Genomic DNA, 19,053 nt, shown 5'->3' with positions numbered 1-19,053 from the left:
TATCTTTGTTATTTATAATTAATTTAAATAAATATATAATGAGAATGACTTCTAAGGTTATTACTAGCACAGTACTAGCAGCCATGCTTTTTGTAGGTTGTAAGAAGGAAAACACTAAGGCTTCTTCTGAAGAGACGATTACGATAGAGAATATGAATAGATCAGTTAGTTTTAATAAGAAACTAGAGAATGTAGTTGTATTTGACGTGGGAGCTATGGAGAATATGGCAGAATTAGGCATACCATTTAAGGGAATGGCTAAGGTATACAGCCCTAACTTCCTATCTAAATATGCAGATGATGAGAGTATCGTGAATGTAGGATCTTTTATGCAACCTAATTATGAGCTAGTAAGTTCTGTAGATCCAGATCTAATCATTATGAGTAACTGGTTTGATAAAGACTATCCAGAGTTTGCTAAAATAGCACCTACAATCTCTTTAGGTATCTCAGGAAGTAATTATTTAGCAAGTACAAAAGACAATCTTAAAACAATTGGTTCTGTTTTTCAAGTAGAAGATAAGGCAGATAAATTGATCGAAAATATCGATGCAAAAGTAGCTGAGATGAAAGAAGTGATTAATAAGAGCGATGCTAAAGCTTTATTAATCCTTTATAACAATAAGAGTTATAGTGCCTTCGGAGAAGATTCTCGTTATGGATATATCTTTAATGACTTAGGTGTGAAGTCTGCAGCTGCTGGTCTAATGGGGGGAAGCGATCACGGTAATGTAGTATCTAGTGAGTTCGTACTAGAGCACAACCCTGATATTATCTTTATCATCGATAGAGGTGCTGTAATGGAAAATGTAAATGCGGATAAGAAAGAAGTTGAGAATCCATTGATTCAAAAGACTAATGCATATAAGAATGGTAAGATTGTTTATCTAGATCCTAATGCATGGTATCTTGCAGGTGGAGGGTATATCTCTCTAAACATCATGTTAGATGAAGTAATGAAAGCGTACAAATAATAAAGTAAAAAGCTTCTCGAAAGAGAAGCTTTTTTTATGTCTATTGTTTTTTAACGAACAGATTACTTGCTATTTTTTTGGTGATGGTGATCGTATGGTCGTCTACTCTGATGGTGTACGACTGATCAAAAGGCTCTATATCTAATATCTCTAGTTTTGATCCTAATGATATTTTCTGTTTATCTAAGTATTGTAAGAACTCCGTAGAAGAGTCTTTCACCCCTACACATACTACTTCTTTATTAGCCTCTACTTCAGATAATAACTTCTTATCTATCTGTTTTATTTCTCCTTTTTCGTTAGGAATAGGGTCTCCATGAGGATCTTCTGTCGGGAATCCTAGAAATGCATCTAGTTTATTAATTAACTTTTCTGACTTTATATGTTCTAGTTCTTCTGCGACATCGTGAACTTCATCCCAATTAAATCCAAGTTTATCCACTAAGAATACCTCCCATAGTCTGTGCTTTCTCACGATCATCTTAGCAGCCATAACTCCCTTAGGAGTAAGTGTAACTCCTTGATACTTTTGATATTTAATCAGCTCCTTATCATTTAGCTTCTTTATCATATCTGTCACAGATGAGGCTTTGGTTTCGATTTTTGCAGCAATAGCATTAGTCGAAATTCCTTGAGTTTGCCCTAGTGATAAATGGAATATAGTTTTTAAATAATTCTCTTCTGAATAGGTAAGCATGGATTGTTTTTTTGTTTAAATACAAAGTTAGTGTTTTTTTAATTACAAATTAATTTTTAGCTTTGCCTAAATTTAATTAAAAGCCATGTGTAAAAGTATTTTTAAACTTGTAACAATAAATATTTTCCTTTGTCTCCTTTTTGCATTGAATTCTTATGCTCAAAATATCAAAGGAAAAGTTCTTTCTAATGGTACTGTGCTTTCTTATGCTACAGTTACCTTAGTAGGGACAGATAAGGGAGTAGTCACTGATGAGCAAGGTGGTTTTACTTTCGAGTCATTAAAAGAAGGAACCTATACTGTGAAGGCAGACTTCGTAGGTTTTGCAGCTCAGACTAAAAAGGTAACTGTAAAAGGAACTCAGACCAGTACAGTATCTTTCGATCTAAAAGAAGATGCTAATCTAGATGAGATTGTTATTTCGGGTACACTGAAGCCTGTGCTAAAGTCAGAGGCAGTAGTACCTGTAGAGATATATACGCCAGCATTCTTTGAGAAGAATCCTACTGCTAGTTTATTTGACGCTGTACAGATGATCAATGGGGTACAACCTCAGCTAAACTGTAATGTATGTAATACGGGAGACATCCATATCAATGGTATGGAAGGGCCGTATACTATGATCCTGATCGATGGTATGCCTATCGTATCTTCTCTATCGACTGTATACGGGTTATTCGGTATTCCGACGAATATGATCGAGAGAGTAGAAGTAGTTAAGGGGCCAGCCTCTTCACTATACGGAACAGAAGCGATGGGTGGTATTATCAACGTGATTACTAAAGATCCAGAGCACGCAGCGAAATTAAGCGTAGATGCGTTCAGCACGACTTGGTTAGAGAATAATATCGATTTAGGAGCTAGTTATAAACTAGGGAATAAAGTAAAAGGACTTTTCGGAGGGAACTACTTTAAGTTCGGAGAACGAAAAGATAAAAACGGGGATGGTTTTACAGATGTAACACAACAAGACAGAGTATCTCTATTCAATAAAGTATCTCTAAAGAGAAAGGATGATAAAGTAGCTAGTCTTGCACTGCGCTATGTATATGAAGACAGATGGGGAGGAGAGACTAACTGGAAGCGCAAGCAACACCGTGGAGGAGAAGAGGTATATGCAGAAAGCATCTTCACTAACCGCTTCGAAGCGATAGGGATGTACCAGCTACCGACTACAGAGAATATCTATACACAGTTCTCTTACATCTATCACAAGCAGAACTCTATGTATGGGCCAGAGTCTTATGATGCGAAACAACAAGTAGCTTTCGCTCAAGCTTATTGGGATAAGACCTTAGGAAACCACAGTCTTTTACTAGGTTCGTCATTTAAGTATACTTATTATGATGACAATACTCGTGCTACGGGTATCTATGATGAAAACGGATTAGTAAAGAATCAACCAGAAGAAACACCGATACCAGGTATCTTCATCCAAGATGAATGGACGCTTAATAAAAAGAATAAATTATTATTAGGATACCGTTTTGACTATGATAAGACGCATAAGGGGATTCACTCTCCACGAGTAGGGTATAAGTACACACCTCATCCACACCATACCTTAAGAGGAAGTTTTGGTACAGGGTTCCGCGTAGTGAATGTCTTCACAGAAGATCACAGAGCGTTATCAGGAGCTAGAGAAGTAGTATTCGCTGAGAAACTAGACCCAGAGAAATCATACAATGCTAATATCAACTATACAGTGAAAGTACCTTCTAATTTCGGAGTGTTTAATTTCGACTTGAACGGGTTCTATACTTATTTCACGAATAAGATTGATGCAGATACAGATACAGACCAGACTAAGATTATCTATGCTAACCTAGATGGGCACGCTATCTCTAAAGGAGTATCTCTTAACGTAGATGTGACATTTGACTTCCCACTGAAGTTGATGGCAGGAGCTACTTATATGGATGTATTCAGAAAAGAGGATGGAGTACGAGAGCAAATATATCACTCTCCTAAATGGTCAGGTAACTTTATCGCAAGTTATAACTTCGGTAGTGGATTCACAGCAGATTTAACATCAGACTGGAAAGGACCGATGAGATTGCCACGCGTAGAGAATGACTATAGACCAGAGTACTCACCATGGACAGTATTAGCGAATATCCAAGTGACTAAGAAGTTTAACAACGGATTCGAAGTATACGGAGGAGTGAAGAACTTATTCAACACGCTACCAAAAGAAGACCCTATCTCTAGATGGTGGGATCCATTCGGAGAGCCAGGTAATGGTGTAGCACCACCTCCAGGTAGAAATGATGTAATCTTCGAACCAAACGATTATAGTTATACTCCATTACAAGGAATAAGAGGATTCTTAGGAGTGAGATATAATATTTTTTAGTTAGCACATAAGCAGAATGACGAGATTTTATTTTTTTTTCATGTTTAGTTATTTCTTTGGGTTAGCGCTCTATGCTCAACCCAAAGAGATAATGTTTTCGGAGTTAGAGCAAGTGATGGCTACTAACCCTAAACCCGTTGTCGTATTTATGCATACAGACTGGTGTAGCTATTGTGCTCTGATGGAAAAGAAGACATTGAACAATGATAAAGTGATGCAGAAGTTAGATGAAGACTTTTATTTCATCTCTTTTAATGCAGAACAAGAAGAAGCTATAGAGTATAAAGGAAAGCGCTATGAGCTGAGAAAGACTGGTGTCCAAGCGAAGCAGCACGAGTTAGCAAAAGAATTAGCGCAGTCTAATGCTTATCCCGCTGTTATATTTCTGAATGAGAAACTAGAGATCATGTATCGACATTTTGCGTATGTACGATCTAATGATATGTATAAACTACTGAATGCTATAAAACCTTCTTAGCATTTAGAATCATAAGACTAGATACAGTACAGAACGTTAAGCGTATATGTATTGGCGATTTAATAGTTGCAGTACTAGTACATCTGTACGTATACATTTGTATTAGATACATAGTTAGTTAGAATTATGTTGCAGGCCTTACACAGTATATCACTGTGTAAGGCCTTTTTTTGTTTAGTAATATTAGATGTGTTGTGTGTTGTACAGCAGGTATTACTCCTAGTTTTCTTTTTGCTTTCTTACTTACATAAAGCCATTATGGTGTAGTTAATGCCGATTTGATTTCGATGTGCTAGGCTAGTGGTCGGCTTATTTATGGTGTTTTTAAGCCGAGCATATGCCCATCACTAGCCGACCACAAGCCGACCACCCTGTCTAAAAACATAAAAAAGACTATCTTTTGATCGTTTTGTTGGGATTAATAGGTTGGGAATGTTGTTTTTTATTGAGGTTAATGAATATTGTATGAGGAGGGAGTTTACTAGTATATATAATATAGAGTAGATAAGACGTTGGTCATACTGACAAGAAATTTAGAAAACAAAAAAAGGAGTGATAAGCATCACTCCTTTATATTGAACACGGTTTATTATTATTTTTCTAAAGCTACTTCTTGTGCTTTCACATAGCTTTCTATTAATGCTTGGTAGTTAGGCATTACAGAAGACATTCCCTTAGCGTATACAGCCGCATCTTTATGTCTCCATGTTTTTAGGATTTCACTTAATACAGCAGTCGTTGTGATAGGAATTACTCCAGCCATCATCAGTCTATTCATCGTTACTTGTGTAGACATTGGACTCATATCACCAGAAGCATCGATAACAGCGAATACTTCAAATCCTTCTGCCGCAGCTGAGATAGCTGGGAAAGCCACACATACACTTGTCAATACTCCTGCGATCACTAGTTTTTTCTTTCCTGTAGCTCTTACTGCATCTGCAAACTCCTTCGTATCCCATGCGTTTACTTCTCCGTTTCTCCCTATGTATTGTGCATGAGGAGCTAGTTGGTGAATCTCTGGCATTAGTGGCCCATTAGGTCCTTTTGGCTCAGATGCTGTTGTGATTACTGGGATGCTCTCTACAGCTGCGATTTCTGCTAATACTTTTACATTTTCTCTAAGTGTAGCTACTTCGATATCTTTTACTGTTTGGAATAATCCACTTTGGTGATCGATTAATAAAAATGCTACGTCGTCTGCGTTTATACGTGTTAACTTGTTCATGGTAATTTATATTTTAATTAATTTTCTGTATCAAAAATACATTGATACTTAGCCAAGTGCACTTAATCTAAATTAAGAAGAGATTGAGCGTATCGCTTTATTGATAAGGGATTAAAGACTGTTTAGGTATTCAGATTAGCTTATAGACCTTTATTATTTTAATTAAAAACTAAACAATTAGTTTGATAACTAATAAAATAGTTATATGTTTGTGTATATCAAATCAGGATTATGGAAAAATTGACCAATAAAGAAGAAGAGATTATGTGCATCCTTTGGAAGTTAGAAAAGGGATTTGTGAATGATATTCTAGAGCACATGCCAGAGCCTAAGCCGCATTATAATACACTCTCTACGCTAGTGCGTATATTAGAAGAAAAAGGGGTGGTGTCTTATAAAGCTTATGGCAAGTCGCATCAGTACTATCCTCTGGTAAAGAAAGAAGACTATCGAAAGATGTTTATGGAAGAGACTATGGAGAAGTACTTTGATAATTCGTTTAGCAATCTAGTGAGTTTCTTCGTGAAGGATAAAAAATTATCTAAGACAGAGCTAGAAGAGCTAATGGATATTATAGAAAAGAATAAAAAATAGTTTGATTATCAACCAACCAATCAACTGAATTATGACACCTATTCTTATATATATATTAAAGGTAAATGGACTACTGCTGGTAGTGTATTTATGCTATAAACTGTTTTTACAGAAAGAGACCTATGTCAAGACGAACCGACTGTACTTTATAAGTGGGATTTTTTTGAGTTTAATATTGCCTTTGCTTACTTATACGAAGGTAGAAACGATCAACTTAGCGCCAATGCCTCTCCCGATTATGGATGTAATGGAGGATGTGGAGCTAGTACAAGAGAAGAGTCTATGGACGATGAATGATGTGTATCAGTATACATCTTATCTTTATTTAACGATCACCCTATTGAGTCTTTTGTGGTTTGGGTATAAACTGATCAAGTTAACTAGACGTATTAGTAATATGCCTCAGACGGCTATTCATCAGAATATACGAGTAGATAGAGCGAGTAGTGATGCTTATTCGTTTCTACACTATATCGTATTGCCAAAGGATTATGAAGAGCTGAGTCAGCTAGAGGTAGTGTTGCTTCACGAGGAAGTACACGTACAGCAGAAGCACAGCTTAGACCTTATCCTCTTAGAGGGGTTAAAGCACGTATTCTGGTTTAATCCGATGATACGACTACTACAGAAAGAGGTAAACCTAAATCTTGAGTATATCGTAGATCAAGAGATTGCGAAACGAGAGGATAGTTATACCTATCAGCGTGCACTCGTACTATACGAATCTAATAAGATAGCGTGTGTACCTGTGGTGAATACTTTTGGCTCTTCAGATCTGAAGAAGCGTATATTAATGCTTAACAACCCAAAATCAACTAATATGAAACGTTTAAAATTATTATTAATCACTCCTGTATTAGCAGGGTTCTTTTTCCTTTTTCAGATAGAGGTAAAAGCGAAATATATAGAGACTCCAGCTTTTGAAGTAGATCATGCAGAAGACACTTTATTAGATGAGTATACAAGTATGACTACTGACGCAGAAGAGGATCAACTAGATCAATCTGGTAAAAAGAAGGCTCCTAGTCATGATGATATGGCAGCAATAGCGGAAGAAGCTATAAGAATAGGAGAGGAAGCGTCTAGACTAGTGGATGAAAGTGAGCGTATAAGAGAAGAGGCTGAGCGCGTAAGCAAAGTGATACTAGAAGAGAGAAAAGTAATTCTGGCTAAAGCAGAAGAAGTACGAAAAGAAGAGCTAGCTAAAGCAAAAGAAGCACTAAAAGTAGCTTTAGAAGTACGAGAAGAAGAGTTAACTAAAGCACGAAAAGTAGTTTTAGAAGTACGAGAAGAAGAGTTAGCTAAAGCAAAAGAAGCACGAAAAGTAGCTTTAAAAACACGAGAAGAAAGCCTAGCTAAAGCGGAAGCTGTTCGTTCTAGAATGCTAGAAGAGAGAAAGAAAAGGGAATCTGCAAAAGGTGATCTAGATTTTCGTTTGGAAGAACGCAGAAAGAAGTTGTCTGAAGACGCGGTAATAGATGGTAAGAATGTAGTTATCATTAAATCAGGTAAGCGCAGTAAAGGGGAGTTTGTGTATTATGTAAACGGTAAGCTATATGACGAGAGTAATAAACATGAAGCAGAGGCGCTAATAGAGAAGTATGGTACTAAAGGTATACGTGTTTATAGTAGAGCAGCTGCAGCTGATGAACTAGGCTATACGGGTAATGGTAGTGTGTATGGCTTTACATTAATGACAGATGAGGATCGTGCGAATGAAGCTAGAGTAGAAGCGATAACTAAAAAATATAAAGAAAAGGTCATCAAGGATATGACTCAAGTACAGAATAGCGACTATAAAGGACTAGTATATGTCAATGGTGTGAAGAAGTCTGCTAAGGATTTAAAAAATATGAACACAGATAAGGTTGTATCAGTGGATGTATTTAAAGGAGATGCAGCAGTCGAAAAATATGGTGAAGAAGGAAGAGAAGGGGTTATCCTAATACGTGTAAAACCTTAAGTGAGATTCTTATATAAGATTATGTTAGCGAGTGCGATCTCTATAAGAGGTCACCACTAAAAAGAGATAAAGCCAGATTACGATCTGGCTTTATTATTTAAGTAAAGTATCTGTTTAGAAAATACGTTTAATCACGTGGAATATTTGGTATACACTATTAATAGGGTATTCAAATGGTTCGTATATTTTATTACGGCTAGATAAGGTGATGACACCTTTTTTCTCGTCATAGTTCGTAATGTCTTTTAAGAAGGTAGCATCCTTAGTGATGACGATAAACCCATAAGTAGTGTTTCTAAAACCGCCTTCCCATAGGTGACGTCCTACTTCACGTCCTAGTACTTCTGCTCCATCAGGGGTATCTTCTATATTCCCTCCATTCATTGAGTCTCCTACTACATCAAATGCCTTATAATGACCAAGTCCGAACTTATCTACTCTGAACTGTACTGTGTCAAACTCTTGTATAAGTTGAGCATCATCTTGATAACAGGTAATATAAGAAGCATGAGCTGATGAAGGGATCTTCAGTACTTCTATATAGATACGCCCATCAGGGTAGAAGGTAAACTTGTTTCCGTGGTTATTATACATAATCTCAGGTACAGTATCCTTCGTGATATTAGTTGCTTCGAAGTTATAGAGCTCCTGAGTAGGAGTATCTCCAGTTAGTTCTTGTATCGCTGGAGATGTATGTGATGTTAATAACATACTCCCTTCTCCTGTTAGTAACCAATGCTTGCTCAAGCTTAGTGCAAATTTGGTTAGATTCTCTATAAAGTTATCGCTGATGTTTACACGTCCATTTACTATCTGAGAGAAAGAAGACTTAGTATACCCTAGTTTTTGAGCTAGATCTGTTTGGTTCTTCGCTAATCCCTCAAAGAAAATCCACTTGATGGCATCATTTACGCGTTGAATTCTATCCATAATAGTAATGATATTTTAAAAACTATGTTTCTAATTGTTTTTATAATCGAAACTTTGTTTGTATATTTGTAAAGGTAATAGGAACAAAATTAGTCAAAAAAAGCATAGGTAGCTAATTTTAAAGGGATAAACTGAAATAATAGCGGTAGAATACTTCGACTGATTCGAGTAAGATATTCTAAATAAGCAGTAAACTCTCCTTTATAATACGAACGATGTTTATATTTTGGGTATGTATTGTTCGATATATCAACACCAAAAAATAAATTGTTATGAAAGCAGTGATGAGTACATCAACCGTATTTGAAGCAGGAGAGCCAGCTATTCTGACTTTAAAAGAGAAACAGAGCATAGAGCGTGAACTGTATCTATACAGCGCTTTATACAGAACGAATGGCACTGGATACTTTACTTCAGGGGAGCGTATCTGCATAAACCAAGAGAGAGGATATCACCTGAGCGTAGGTGGAGAAGAAGAGCTAAAATCTTATCAAATATCTGGTGAGTTAGAACAGAAAATAGCTAGGCTAGGGAATAGAGGATAGTGGATAAGGAATAGATGTTTGTAAATAAAGTTTCGATTATTGAGTTGTTTTATCATTAAAAATAAAAGTTATGACAAAAAGAGTAGCAGGTAGTCAATTAAATAAGTTGAGAAGATATAAACTGATCTTGGATTTATACAATCAATACAAGACAGAAGACATTCCAGTGACGGTGGTATGGAAGAAATATATCTGTCCTGTGTATCCTATCTCTCGTACGACTCTATATGAAGTGCTGAATACGCCAGTGTATAAAGAACTCGCAAAAATAGAAGCAACCATGAAAGACCTAGATTAGAGTTATTAACAGCGTTTATAAGATGTGAACAGAGTTGTTCAGTCTCTTGACAACAAATAGGTTATGGTGTTGATAAGTGAGATCTTTGTAGAGTAATAATCAGGTTATCAACAGTGATTATAAGAAGTGAACAGAAGTGTTCAGTTGCTTAACAGAAAGTTGAGTTAGGGTATTAAAAGAGCGATCTTTGTAATGTAGAAATACAGCAATAAGGAGTGTTTCGAAAGACTGAACAAAAGTGTTCAGTTACTTAACAGAAAGTTGAGTAGGGGTAGTAAAAGAACGATCTTTGTAAAGTAGAAATGCAGAAATAAAAATTAGGAATATAGGAGTAGTACTTGAACAATTGGCGCCTACGTGCAATGTCTTTCCATCAGTATATTCTTTCAATTACAGATGAGAGTAATTTCATCTCAGTATTCATAATCCAATAAAAATAGAGTAAAGTGTACTTGCTGTGAATAAGCGAGCAAGGATAACTATGTCTTTATTGTTTAGAAAAATATTAACCAATCAAAAAATAAAATTATGTCAACAACAAATGAACAAAAAACAGAAACAACATGCAACCCATGTGATTCAGTAGTAACAATCCATGTAAATAAGGATGCTATCTGTGGTGATGGTGGAAAACCTAATGTAGATAAAAAGACAATCTCTTACAATGATAAGGGGGAGTTACAGTGGGGAGGAGATTTTGGGGATTACCCTAATAAGAAATTCTTGGTTGAAGTAAAGAAGGAAACTGATTTAGGTGTAAGAATTACAACATACGAAGAAGTTGTAGAAGAGAGTTCTTATCATAATAATATAGATATTGATGAGATAGATGCCAAAATGAAGTATAAAAAAATTATAACTAGTCCTACTGTATCTGAGTATGTTGATTCATTTAGTGAAAGTCAAAAGATACGTTATACTAAAGCAGATGTTAAAGGATGGTATATATATTCTTATAATGAATCTGTATCTAAAGATGATGTAGGACGTATAGATAAAAATGAATATATGTCTTATTTGGATTATAGATATAGTGTATCAGGTGCTAATAATAATTATCAATTAAGCTTAGATAATGAATCAGGAGGCTTATTAGAATTTTCTACTAAAGAAAGCTCTGTAATTATTGCAACTCCAGTCTATGGAAATGCTAGATTACAAGTAGATAATAAGAATGTGGTGCGTAGTATTAATGGAATATTAGCTAATGAAGCTGGAGAAATAGTATTCGAAGAATTCCCTAATGGAGTAGTGATGTTAAGTCCTGATAAATCTAAGTTTAGAGTAACAGTAGGTAATGATGGTACTCTATCAGCAATTAAAGTTAACTAATCAATTTTGATAAACTGAACAGAAATGTTCAGCTATCGAACAGCTAATTGATTAGGACTTGCGAAAGTCGGATCTTTGTAGAGTAGAAATGCAGAAATAAAAATTAGGAATATAGGAGTAGTACTTGCACAATTGGCGCCTACGTGCAATGTCTTTCCATCATTATATTCTTTCAATAACAGATGAGAGTAGTCTCATCTCGGTATTCATAATCCAATAAAAAATAGAGTAAAGTGTACTTGCTGTCAAAAAGCGAGCAAGGATAACTATGTCTTTATTGTTTAGGTGTAATCCAATATAAATAATTGAAAATAGGATAATTAAAGTATAACTAATCCAAAACCAGTGTGCTAATGAATGAAACAATAATAGTGACGGTAGTAGGCTTAGTTTCATCATTAGCGACATGGTGGGCGGCTAGACGTAAGAGTAAAGCTGAGGTACAAAGCTCAGAGCTCGATAATGTAGAGAAATCTCTAAAATACTATAGGGATATAGTAGATGACTTAGGGATTAAATTAAAAGAAGCTACCAATGAGCTTTATAAAACGTCTAATCTGCACCGCGAGGCTATAGATGAGCTAACTGCTGCTAAGAAGGTAATCATCAATCTAGAACAGAAACTAGAGAAATTGGCTCTACAGAATAAAGAGTTGATCGATGAATTAAGGAAATATAAACAGCTAAATGGCAAGAGAGAATGAGAACACAATTAGTTAAACAAGCTCAGAGTCAACTCCATGTACAAGAATGGCCTATCAAGAATAAGAAAGGACCTGGAGTGAAAAAGTATCTGAACAGTGTAGGGATAGGTGAGGGGTATGCGTGGTGTATGGCTTTTGTGTACTGGTGTGTACAAGAGGTGTGTGCTGATTATAAACTGTCAAATCCTTTAAAGAAAACAGGAGGAGTTCTGGCTCAATGGAATGCGAGTAAAGAGCTTCGTGTTATGAAACCTGAGGTAGGAGATATCTTCATCATGGACTTTGGGAAAGGATTAGGTCATACAGGTATCGTGATAGCTGTGAATGGTGATGTCATCACAACTATAGAAGGAAATACAAATGACCAAGCAAGTAGAGAAGGGTATATCGTGGCTGAGAAGAAACGTCATATCCAAACGATAGATAAAGGATTTATCAGCGTGTTTAGTAACTCGTGATGTTACACAGTCTACCCAATCACGTAATCAAAAAAACTATATGAATATGAAAAAGCATGATCGATATAGGCTCGTTTTTTTAGTGTTGTTGTTAGCACTTCTATTGATGAGCTGTGGTAGTTGCAAGACAGCGATTAATATGCAACCGACAACCACTGAGCAGGTAACCCAGACGGTAGAAGAAGTAAAGAGGGATACGGTATTGGTGATCTCTGCTGATAAGAGTCAGTATGTAGCTGAATTAGCTGTACAAGGAAATAAAATAGTTGTGAAAGATACGAATATAAAGCGCAGTAAAAACAAGGTGTTACAACCGCCTAGAGTACAGCTCCAAAATAATAAGCTAATCGTAGACTGTGAGTCAGAAGCTCAACGACTGTTCTTTGAGTGGAAGGATAAGTTTATCAAAGAACAAAAGATAGTGGAGACAAGAATACCCGTAGCTGTACCCCTGAGCCTATCATGGTGGCAACAGACACAGATATGGCTAGGAAGAGGGTTTATGTTGCTGGTGTTCCTTGGTACAGCAGGCTTTATCATTAAGTCAAGAATTTAAAATATTAACCAATCAATAAATGACGCATAGTTGAATAGACGCTATATGAGACTAAGTGTATAAATCAATTAATTAACCAATAAAAAAAGTAAATTATGGCAACAAATGAACAACCAGTAAAAATTAAAGGAGATACATCAACTATTGTTGAATATGAAGGAGAGAACTTTAAAATTTTAAAAAAAGAGTCTTTTAATGAATTAGACTATGAAGCAAAAATAGAAGCTACCTTTGGGATAGATGAACAGGTAGGTGAGTATGCAAAACATAGGCAGATTAGTGCCACTGGAGTTATAAGTCATGAAGAGGAGTTGAAGGATGGAGATAATTCGATTAGTTTTAGCACTGCAATAACTTCAGATAGGGTAGTCAGTAATATTGTACAAGCTCTTAAGTTTGAAGAAAATGTAATAGAGACAGGGAGTGTGTCTTATGGCTTAATGGGAAGTAATCATACTTTTTTAAATATTATATCAACTGCCTCAGATGGTGTAGGAAGCTTAAATTTAGAAGTTTCTGCATTACAAGGAGCGAGACTTACATTAGATGATAAAAATGTAGTAAGATCTGTTAATGGTGTTTTAGCAGATGAGTCTGGAGAGTTACCATTAGAACTGAATGTATTAACTAGTGCTGATGGTACGAAGTTTAAATTAATGGTTTCTAACGAAGGCTTCTTAGGAGTACAGAAGATTCAATAGAACTTATTTACTAATGTCCTAAGTTCGCTTAGGGCATTGCCTTTAATATTCCGTTCTCTAGAAGTAGTGATTTAGTGGCGATAGTGTCGACTAGATCAGTGTTTTGATCTGTGAGGATGATGATTTTATGTCTAGCAGTAGTTCTAATAGCGTCTGCTATAAACTCTTGTAGCAGGGGAGAAATACCAGCGAAGGGTTCGTCTAATAGACAGATAGGCTGAGGTAAGTTTAGAATGTAAAGTGTCTGGATGAGTTGTTGTTCACCTGTTGACAAGTCTCTAATCTTAGTTTCTAGATATTGATGAAGGGATGTGCTTCGAATCATATCTTCTTTCACAACATCTTTTACTGTAAGATGCTTAGGAAAGATATTGAATTGTGGTTTATAGCAGAAATACTGATTAAGTTTATGTCTATTGGATATAATGGTCTTGCCTATTCGGATGTAAGCATGATTTGCTTGAAGTGTACCAAATAAGATTTTCATTAATGTACTTTTACCAGCGCCATTGCGTCCACGAATATTGAGTATGTCTCCTGTGGAAGCAGTGAAGTATATGCCCCTGAGTACTGGGGGTACTATCAATCGTGTAGCTAAGGCTATCAATATATAGGGTATGGTTATAGGACATATAATAAATATTGAATGAGACATGTGATGACTAAACAGCTTAAAGCGGTTAGGAGTAAGGTTTTTATAATCGGCGTTTGATTGTTGCGATGATAGAATAGTTCGTTCTTCTTGAAGGTCAGAAAGTAGATGCTGTATAGACCTAACGTGATTATAGGGATAAAGAAAAACAGAACATTGTGCATCACTATACTTAGGATGATATTTAAGGCGAGTATAGATAGTATATTTCTCCAAGGGATAACCATGTTAGGATGCATAAATGTATAGTGGTTAGATTAATAAGGTGTAATGTACCTCTTTTTATTTATTAGAAGGGAATTAAGATAATTTTAATTTAGGAAGAGACTGATTTATTAGATTAGAGGAACAAGTAGGTTATGTTTATAAATAAAGATGATGTTTTCGTTAGAGTGTAAATTAATTGTAAAACTTCATTGTGTCCGTTGGCATTCGATAGTTTTAAGTATATTTGCCTCTAAACTAATAACATCAATATGAATTTCGGTACTATTATTAAAGAGGCACACTCAGGTGTAGCTTATTTAGCCTTGATTTTCTTAGCTATAGTAGCAGTGAATGCTTTTATGGGATTATCAGGGAACAAAGAGTTTAAAGACAAAGACAGAAAATTAGGATTGTTTGGATTGATATTCACTCATATTCAGTTATTATTAGGTCTTGTACTTTATTTTGTATCTCCAATGGTTCAAGGATTTGGAGTAGCAATGAAAGATTCTACATTAAGACTTTATGCTTTAGAGCACCCATTGATTAATATTATCGCGATAGTATTAATTACTATTGGATGGTCTAAACACAAGAAAGCGACAGATAGTAAATCTAAGTTTAAGAAATTTGCGATTTTCTATACATTAGGATTAGTGTTGATTTTATCAAGACTTCCATGGAAAGTATGGATGCCAAGTTTATTCGCTTAAGCTTATAAAAATATAGAGTAAAAAAGGATCTTCGAAAGAAGGTCCTTTTTTTATTGGTATGCTTATTGCAAATATTCGTCTGTTCTATTTTATAAAACATGAAAACATATCAATATTTACTAGCTATATCTTTTGTAATTTTCTTATCGAGTTTCGGTGGGACTACAAGAATCGTAAAAGAAAATAATGTGAAAACATTATTGACGAAAGTGACTCCGGATTCTCTAGAGTTAGACAACGATTCTATCGTAATGGGAGAAGAAGAAACAGAAGACTTTATCGTAGTAGATGATGATACACAAGCATCTTATTATCACGATAAATTCACTGGAAGAAAGACAGCTAGTGGAGAGGTGTTTGACAACCAAAAATACACTGCAGCCCATAAAACACTGCCGTTTGGGACAAAAGTGAAAGTGACTAACTTAAAGAATAAACGCTTTGTGATATTGACTATTACGGATCGTGGACCGTTCGTAAAAGGTAGAAGTATAGATATCTCTAAAAAGGCTTTTGGTGAATTGACAGACAATGTTGGTCGTGGTGTTCTAGATGTAAAAATAGAAAAGTTTATAGGAGAAAATGAAGAACAATTATAGTATAAAATATTATTTCATTGTAATCATATTAACCCTGTTTTTAGGAAGTTGTTCTTCTGTAAAAAATGGACAATACACTTCTAAAGGTAATTACAAATCGAATGTAACTGCCTCTTATTATCATAAAAAGTTTAATGGAAAGCGTACAGCGAGTGGGGAAAAATTCCACAACTCGGGGATGACAGCCGCACATAAAAGCTTGCCTTTTAATACAAAAGTAAAAGTTACGAACGTAAGTAATAAAAAATCTGTAAAAGTTCGTATTAATGATAGAGGGCCTTTTGTTAAAGGGCGCGAAATAGATCTATCTAAAAAAGCCTTTATGAAACTAGCGGATCACAAAGGCGAGGGATTACTACAAGTAGATATTAAAATCATTAAATAATACTACCATTTCTTATAAGGATGATTAGCGATATAAGAGTTATAATACTTTAGATCGCCTGTCACTTCCTCTCCTAACCATATAGGTTTCTCGAATTGTTCATTTTCAGCAGTTAATTCTATTTCAGCAAGAATTAAACCTTCATTATCTCCGTGAAAGATGTCCACTTCATAAGTGTGTTTACCAACTTGGATAAGATATCTCGTTTTAGATATTACAAAATCTTCACATAAGGTTATAAGTTGATTCGCTTCGTCATAGTTTATTTCTTTTTCCCATTCTAGACGAGAAGTACCTGCGTCATTACTCTTTCCTTTAATAGTAATATAGGCTTTACTGTCTTTTAATCTGATACGAACAGTTCTTTCTGGATGAGAGTTTAGATAACCTTGAGTTATTTTATTAGACTTAAAGGATTGCTCTATGAATTCTAGAGAGTTGACTAGAAATTTTCTTTCTATTTCGATCATGATTGTTAAGAATAAAATGTAATTTTATGCCAAAATAAACGTTTTTATTTTACTAACTATTTAAAAGTAGATTTTTTTTCAAATGAAATTACGACATATGTTACGCTCACCTCATGGGGTTGAGGAATTATTTAATAAATATGTTATTGACGGGAAGGTTTATGCTACAGAGGATTTACTTTTTATTGTTGATTTAGTACATATTTTTAGACCTAAGAATAATAAAAAAATAAATAGAGTATCTATTGATGCGCTTTTAGCTTATCTAAAGACACATGAGATAGAAAGAATAGCCTTAATGGAATACTTAAAAGAGCTGTTATCTAATCGACACTTTAGTCGTATGGTATCAGATGCTGGTATACTACAAGATGCTGATTTCTTCGATGAGGTTAAAAAGAGACTATGGGCAAAGGTACTTCCTTATCAACCAGAGAAACAGACTTATGAATACGTTTTAAATCAGGTGTTCTATAAGCATACTGATGCTGAGTGGGTAGATATGATACCTGAGGAGCAGTTAATAGAATTGTTTACCTTATTAGACTTCAATACTATCTTCACTGAAGAGAAAGATGGAGGGGCTCTTAATGAATTATTAACTTCTATAGATATCATTACTCAACGTATGAGTGGTAGAGCGATGGAAAGTTCTATTATCAATATGGTACCTGAGTATTCTCATTTAGAAAGTCCTTTTAGAGCTTTAGAACAAGAGTTTTCTATTGTACTGCAGAGCTTTCATAAAGGAGAAATGAGGTTCTTGTTAGAGAATGATATTAACTATAAGCAAATAGTGGTGTTGCATAAGCAATGTCAGGAATTTGTAAACCAAGCTTTCAAGAATAGTTCTAAGTATGGTATCTCTATGAAAGTGAATCAGAGTTTGCTTAGACTGAGACAACAGCTAGCTAGGGTGAATGTACTTATATCTGTATTAGTGATGCCAGAAGGTTCCTTACTAGAGAAAAGACAGAATACTTTAAAATTAGCTCGTAAGCTGATAGAGTACAACTGTTATAAGTATAATGTAACAGGGTTAATAAAAGAGAGTACGCAGTTGATTTCTTATGAAATTACTCAACATACCGCAAAGACTGGAGAACACTATATAACCAATACAGGAAAAGAGTATTGGCATATGTTTAAAGGAGCGATGGGAGGAGGTATTATTGTTGGGTTTATGTGTATACTTAAGGTATTTGCTCATGAGACTGATGTTAGTGGCTTTGGGCATGCAATGCTTTACAGTTTAAACTATGCATTAGGATTCTGTGTGATCTATCTATTAGGTTTTACTTTAGCTACAAAACAACCTGCAATGACTGCAGCTACGATTATTAAAGCAATAGAAGATGGTCGTAAGCAACATATGGATGATGCGGATAAACATATTGGCTTTGCTAAGTTGTTTGCTCGTTTATTTAGATCACAGTTTATCGCTTTTATTGGTAACGTTATATTAGCATTCCCTATGGCTATGTTATTAGTTTGGGGAATTGATATGTTATTTGATGTGAATATAGCAGAGCATGATTGGTCAAAAATGCTAGTTGATGCTGACCCTATCGAATCTAGAGCATTATTCCATGCTGGTATTGCTGGTATCTTCTTGTTTTTATCAGGTATTATCTCTGGTAATGTATCAAATAGAAATAAGCACAACAAAGTGTTTTATAGAATCCAAGAACATCCATGGTTAAAAAGAAATATAGGTGTTGCTAGTACAACTAAATTGGCAAACTGGGTAGATATTAAGTGGCCAGGTATTGCTTCTAATATTTGCTTTGGTTTCTTTATGGGTACTTGTGGTGCTATTGGAGTATTCTTAGGACTTGGAATAGATATACGACATATTACTTTTGTAAGTGGTAATATCGCATTAGGACTTTATGGTTCTGGATTTGATGCTCCTGTAAATATGCTTGTTTGGGCTTTTGTAGGGATGTGGTTAATAGGGTTAATGAACTTCTTAGTGAGTTTCTCTTTATCTCTATTCTTAGCATTCAGATCTCGTAATATACCTCTTAAGGAAACTAAGGATTTGATGAGAGCCACTTGGAAACACTTTAAGAGCTTTCCGATGGAGTTCTTTTTACCAACTTCAAGTGTAGTTGTTGATAAAACTGTACAACAGGCAAATGATAAGAAGGAAGATAAGGCAAAGTAATTAATTTGTATATATAAAATAAAAGAGGGGCTATTACATGTAA

The 19,053-nt window shown here is 35.1% G+C and carries 21 protein-coding genes; 16 read left to right on the top strand and 5 right to left on the bottom strand.

Translation table 11 applies throughout. From position 1 onward, the window contains the following. Nucleotides 1-44: 44 nt before the first annotated feature. Nucleotides 45-974, top strand: coding sequence for a siderophore ABC transporter substrate-binding protein (locus MPR_RS17590; RefSeq protein WP_041895645.1), 930 nt, complete (start codon nucleotides 45-47; stop codon nucleotides 972-974). A gap of 40 nt (nucleotides 975-1,014) precedes the next feature. Here the strand turns inward: MPR_RS17590 and MPR_RS17585 are convergent, their stop codons facing one another. Continuing rightward, nucleotides 1,015-1,671 (bottom strand): metal-dependent transcriptional regulator, encoded by a 657-nt coding sequence (locus MPR_RS17585; RefSeq protein WP_006262412.1) that lies wholly within the window; start codon nucleotides 1,669-1,671, stop codon nucleotides 1,015-1,017. 85 nt (nucleotides 1,672-1,756) lie between these two features. On the opposite strand from MPR_RS17585, the gene MPR_RS17580 reads away from it, so the two are divergent. Both MPR_RS17580 and MPR_RS17575 read left to right on the top strand, forming a co-directional pair. Next, entirely contained in the window at nucleotides 1,757-4,027 is a 2,271-nt protein-coding gene (locus tag MPR_RS17580) for a TonB-dependent receptor (RefSeq protein ID WP_041894876.1), read from the top strand. Between the two features lie 16 nt (nucleotides 4,028-4,043). Beyond that, on the top strand, nucleotides 4,044-4,505 hold the full coding sequence (locus tag MPR_RS17575) for a thioredoxin family protein (RefSeq protein WP_041894874.1): 462 nt from the start codon (nucleotides 4,044-4,046) through the stop codon (nucleotides 4,503-4,505). Between the two features lie 592 nt (nucleotides 4,506-5,097). On the opposite strand, the gene MPR_RS17570 is transcribed toward MPR_RS17575, so the two are convergent. Then, the gene (locus MPR_RS17570) at nucleotides 5,098-5,733 is read right to left on the bottom strand and encodes an isochorismatase family protein (protein ID WP_006259922.1); all 636 of its coding nucleotides are present in this window, start codon (nucleotides 5,731-5,733) and stop codon (nucleotides 5,098-5,100) included. Nucleotides 5,734-5,964: 231 nt separating this feature from the next. Between MPR_RS17570 and MPR_RS17565 the strand changes: the two genes are divergently transcribed. Both MPR_RS17565 and MPR_RS17560 read left to right on the top strand, forming a co-directional pair. Further along, nucleotides 5,965-6,327, top strand: a complete 363-nt coding sequence (locus tag MPR_RS17565) for a BlaI/MecI/CopY family transcriptional regulator (protein WP_006259921.1) — start codon at nucleotides 5,965-5,967, stop codon at nucleotides 6,325-6,327. A 31-nt stretch (nucleotides 6,328-6,358) separates the two neighbouring features. Further along, nucleotides 6,359-8,290 carry a M56 family metallopeptidase gene (locus MPR_RS17560; RefSeq protein ID WP_041894870.1) on the top strand — a complete coding sequence of 644 codons (1,932 nt, stop codon included), beginning with the start codon at nucleotides 6,359-6,361 and terminating at the stop codon, nucleotides 8,288-8,290. Nucleotides 8,291-8,404: 114 nt separating this feature from the next. Here MPR_RS17560 and MPR_RS17555 read toward each other — a convergent pair whose 3' ends face one another. After that, nucleotides 8,405-9,220 carry an XRE family transcriptional regulator gene (locus tag MPR_RS17555; RefSeq protein ID WP_006259918.1) on the bottom strand — a complete coding sequence of 272 codons (816 nt, stop codon included), beginning with the start codon at nucleotides 9,218-9,220 and terminating at the stop codon, nucleotides 8,405-8,407. Between the two features lie 272 nt (nucleotides 9,221-9,492). Between MPR_RS17555 and MPR_RS17550 the strand changes: the two genes are divergently transcribed. The 7 genes from MPR_RS17550 to MPR_RS17520 all read left to right on the top strand — a co-directional run bounded on the left by MPR_RS17550 (nucleotide 9,493) and on the right by MPR_RS17520 (nucleotide 13,814). After that, complete coding sequence (locus MPR_RS17550; RefSeq protein ID WP_041894868.1) at nucleotides 9,493-9,765, top strand: hypothetical protein; 273 nt, start codon at nucleotides 9,493-9,495, stop codon at nucleotides 9,763-9,765. A 70-nt stretch (nucleotides 9,766-9,835) separates the two neighbouring features. Then, entirely contained in the window at nucleotides 9,836-10,063 is a 228-nt protein-coding gene (locus MPR_RS17545; protein ID WP_006259916.1) for a hypothetical protein, read from the top strand. Between the two features lie 528 nt (nucleotides 10,064-10,591). Further along, nucleotides 10,592-11,395, top strand: coding sequence for a hypothetical protein (locus MPR_RS17540; RefSeq protein WP_041894864.1), 804 nt, complete (start codon nucleotides 10,592-10,594; stop codon nucleotides 11,393-11,395). A 353-nt stretch (nucleotides 11,396-11,748) separates the two neighbouring features. Further along, nucleotides 11,749-12,099, top strand: a complete 351-nt coding sequence (locus MPR_RS17535; protein WP_025125244.1) for a hypothetical protein — start codon at nucleotides 11,749-11,751, stop codon at nucleotides 12,097-12,099. Further along, on the top strand, nucleotides 12,096-12,557 hold the full coding sequence (locus MPR_RS17530) for a CHAP domain-containing protein (RefSeq protein WP_041894860.1): 462 nt from the start codon (nucleotides 12,096-12,098) through the stop codon (nucleotides 12,555-12,557). Before MPR_RS17535 ends, MPR_RS17530 begins: the two co-directional genes overlap by 4 nt. A gap of 46 nt (nucleotides 12,558-12,603) precedes the next feature. Continuing rightward, entirely contained in the window at nucleotides 12,604-13,113 is a 510-nt protein-coding gene (locus tag MPR_RS17525) for a hypothetical protein (protein ID WP_235280474.1), read from the top strand. 95 nt (nucleotides 13,114-13,208) lie between these two features. Beyond that, nucleotides 13,209-13,814 carry a hypothetical protein gene (locus tag MPR_RS17520; protein ID WP_041894855.1) on the top strand — a complete coding sequence of 202 codons (606 nt, stop codon included), beginning with the start codon at nucleotides 13,209-13,211 and terminating at the stop codon, nucleotides 13,812-13,814. 28 nt (nucleotides 13,815-13,842) lie between these two features. Here MPR_RS17520 and MPR_RS17515 read toward each other — a convergent pair whose 3' ends face one another. Continuing rightward, a complete protein-coding gene (locus MPR_RS17515; RefSeq protein ID WP_235280682.1) occupies nucleotides 13,843-14,469 on the bottom strand; it encodes an ATP-binding cassette domain-containing protein in 627 nt (208 codons plus the stop codon). 473 nt (nucleotides 14,470-14,942) lie between these two features. Between MPR_RS17515 and MPR_RS17510 the strand changes: the two genes are divergently transcribed. From MPR_RS17510 to MPR_RS17500, 3 genes are all read left to right on the top strand, one after another. Then, on the top strand, nucleotides 14,943-15,386 hold the full coding sequence (locus tag MPR_RS17510; RefSeq protein ID WP_006259908.1) for a hypothetical protein: 444 nt from the start codon (nucleotides 14,943-14,945) through the stop codon (nucleotides 15,384-15,386). A gap of 98 nt (nucleotides 15,387-15,484) precedes the next feature. Next, nucleotides 15,485-15,985, top strand: coding sequence for a septal ring lytic transglycosylase RlpA family protein (locus tag MPR_RS17505; RefSeq protein ID WP_006262407.1), 501 nt, complete (start codon nucleotides 15,485-15,487; stop codon nucleotides 15,983-15,985). Continuing rightward, nucleotides 15,969-16,370 (top strand): septal ring lytic transglycosylase RlpA family protein, encoded by a 402-nt coding sequence (locus tag MPR_RS17500; RefSeq protein WP_006262406.1) that lies wholly within the window; start codon nucleotides 15,969-15,971, stop codon nucleotides 16,368-16,370. The genes MPR_RS17505 and MPR_RS17500 overlap by 17 nt, the downstream gene beginning before the upstream one ends. Nucleotides 16,371-16,372: 2 nt before the next feature. Here MPR_RS17500 and MPR_RS17495 read toward each other — a convergent pair whose 3' ends face one another. Next, on the bottom strand, nucleotides 16,373-16,840 hold the full coding sequence (locus MPR_RS17495) for a CYTH domain-containing protein (protein WP_041894849.1): 468 nt from the start codon (nucleotides 16,838-16,840) through the stop codon (nucleotides 16,373-16,375). 97 nt (nucleotides 16,841-16,937) lie between these two features. On the opposite strand from MPR_RS17495, the gene MPR_RS17490 reads away from it, so the two are divergent. Next, entirely contained in the window at nucleotides 16,938-19,010 is a 2,073-nt protein-coding gene (locus MPR_RS17490; protein WP_041895641.1) for a site-specific recombinase, read from the top strand. Nucleotides 19,011-19,053 lie beyond the last annotated feature (43 nt).

Source organism: Myroides profundi (assembly GCF_000833025.1).
Classification (GTDB): Bacteria; Bacteroidota; Bacteroidia; order Flavobacteriales; family Flavobacteriaceae; genus Flavobacterium; species Flavobacterium profundi_A.
The sequence above is the reverse complement of the archived record's forward strand: the minus strand, read 5'-3'. Positions and strand labels throughout refer to the sequence as shown.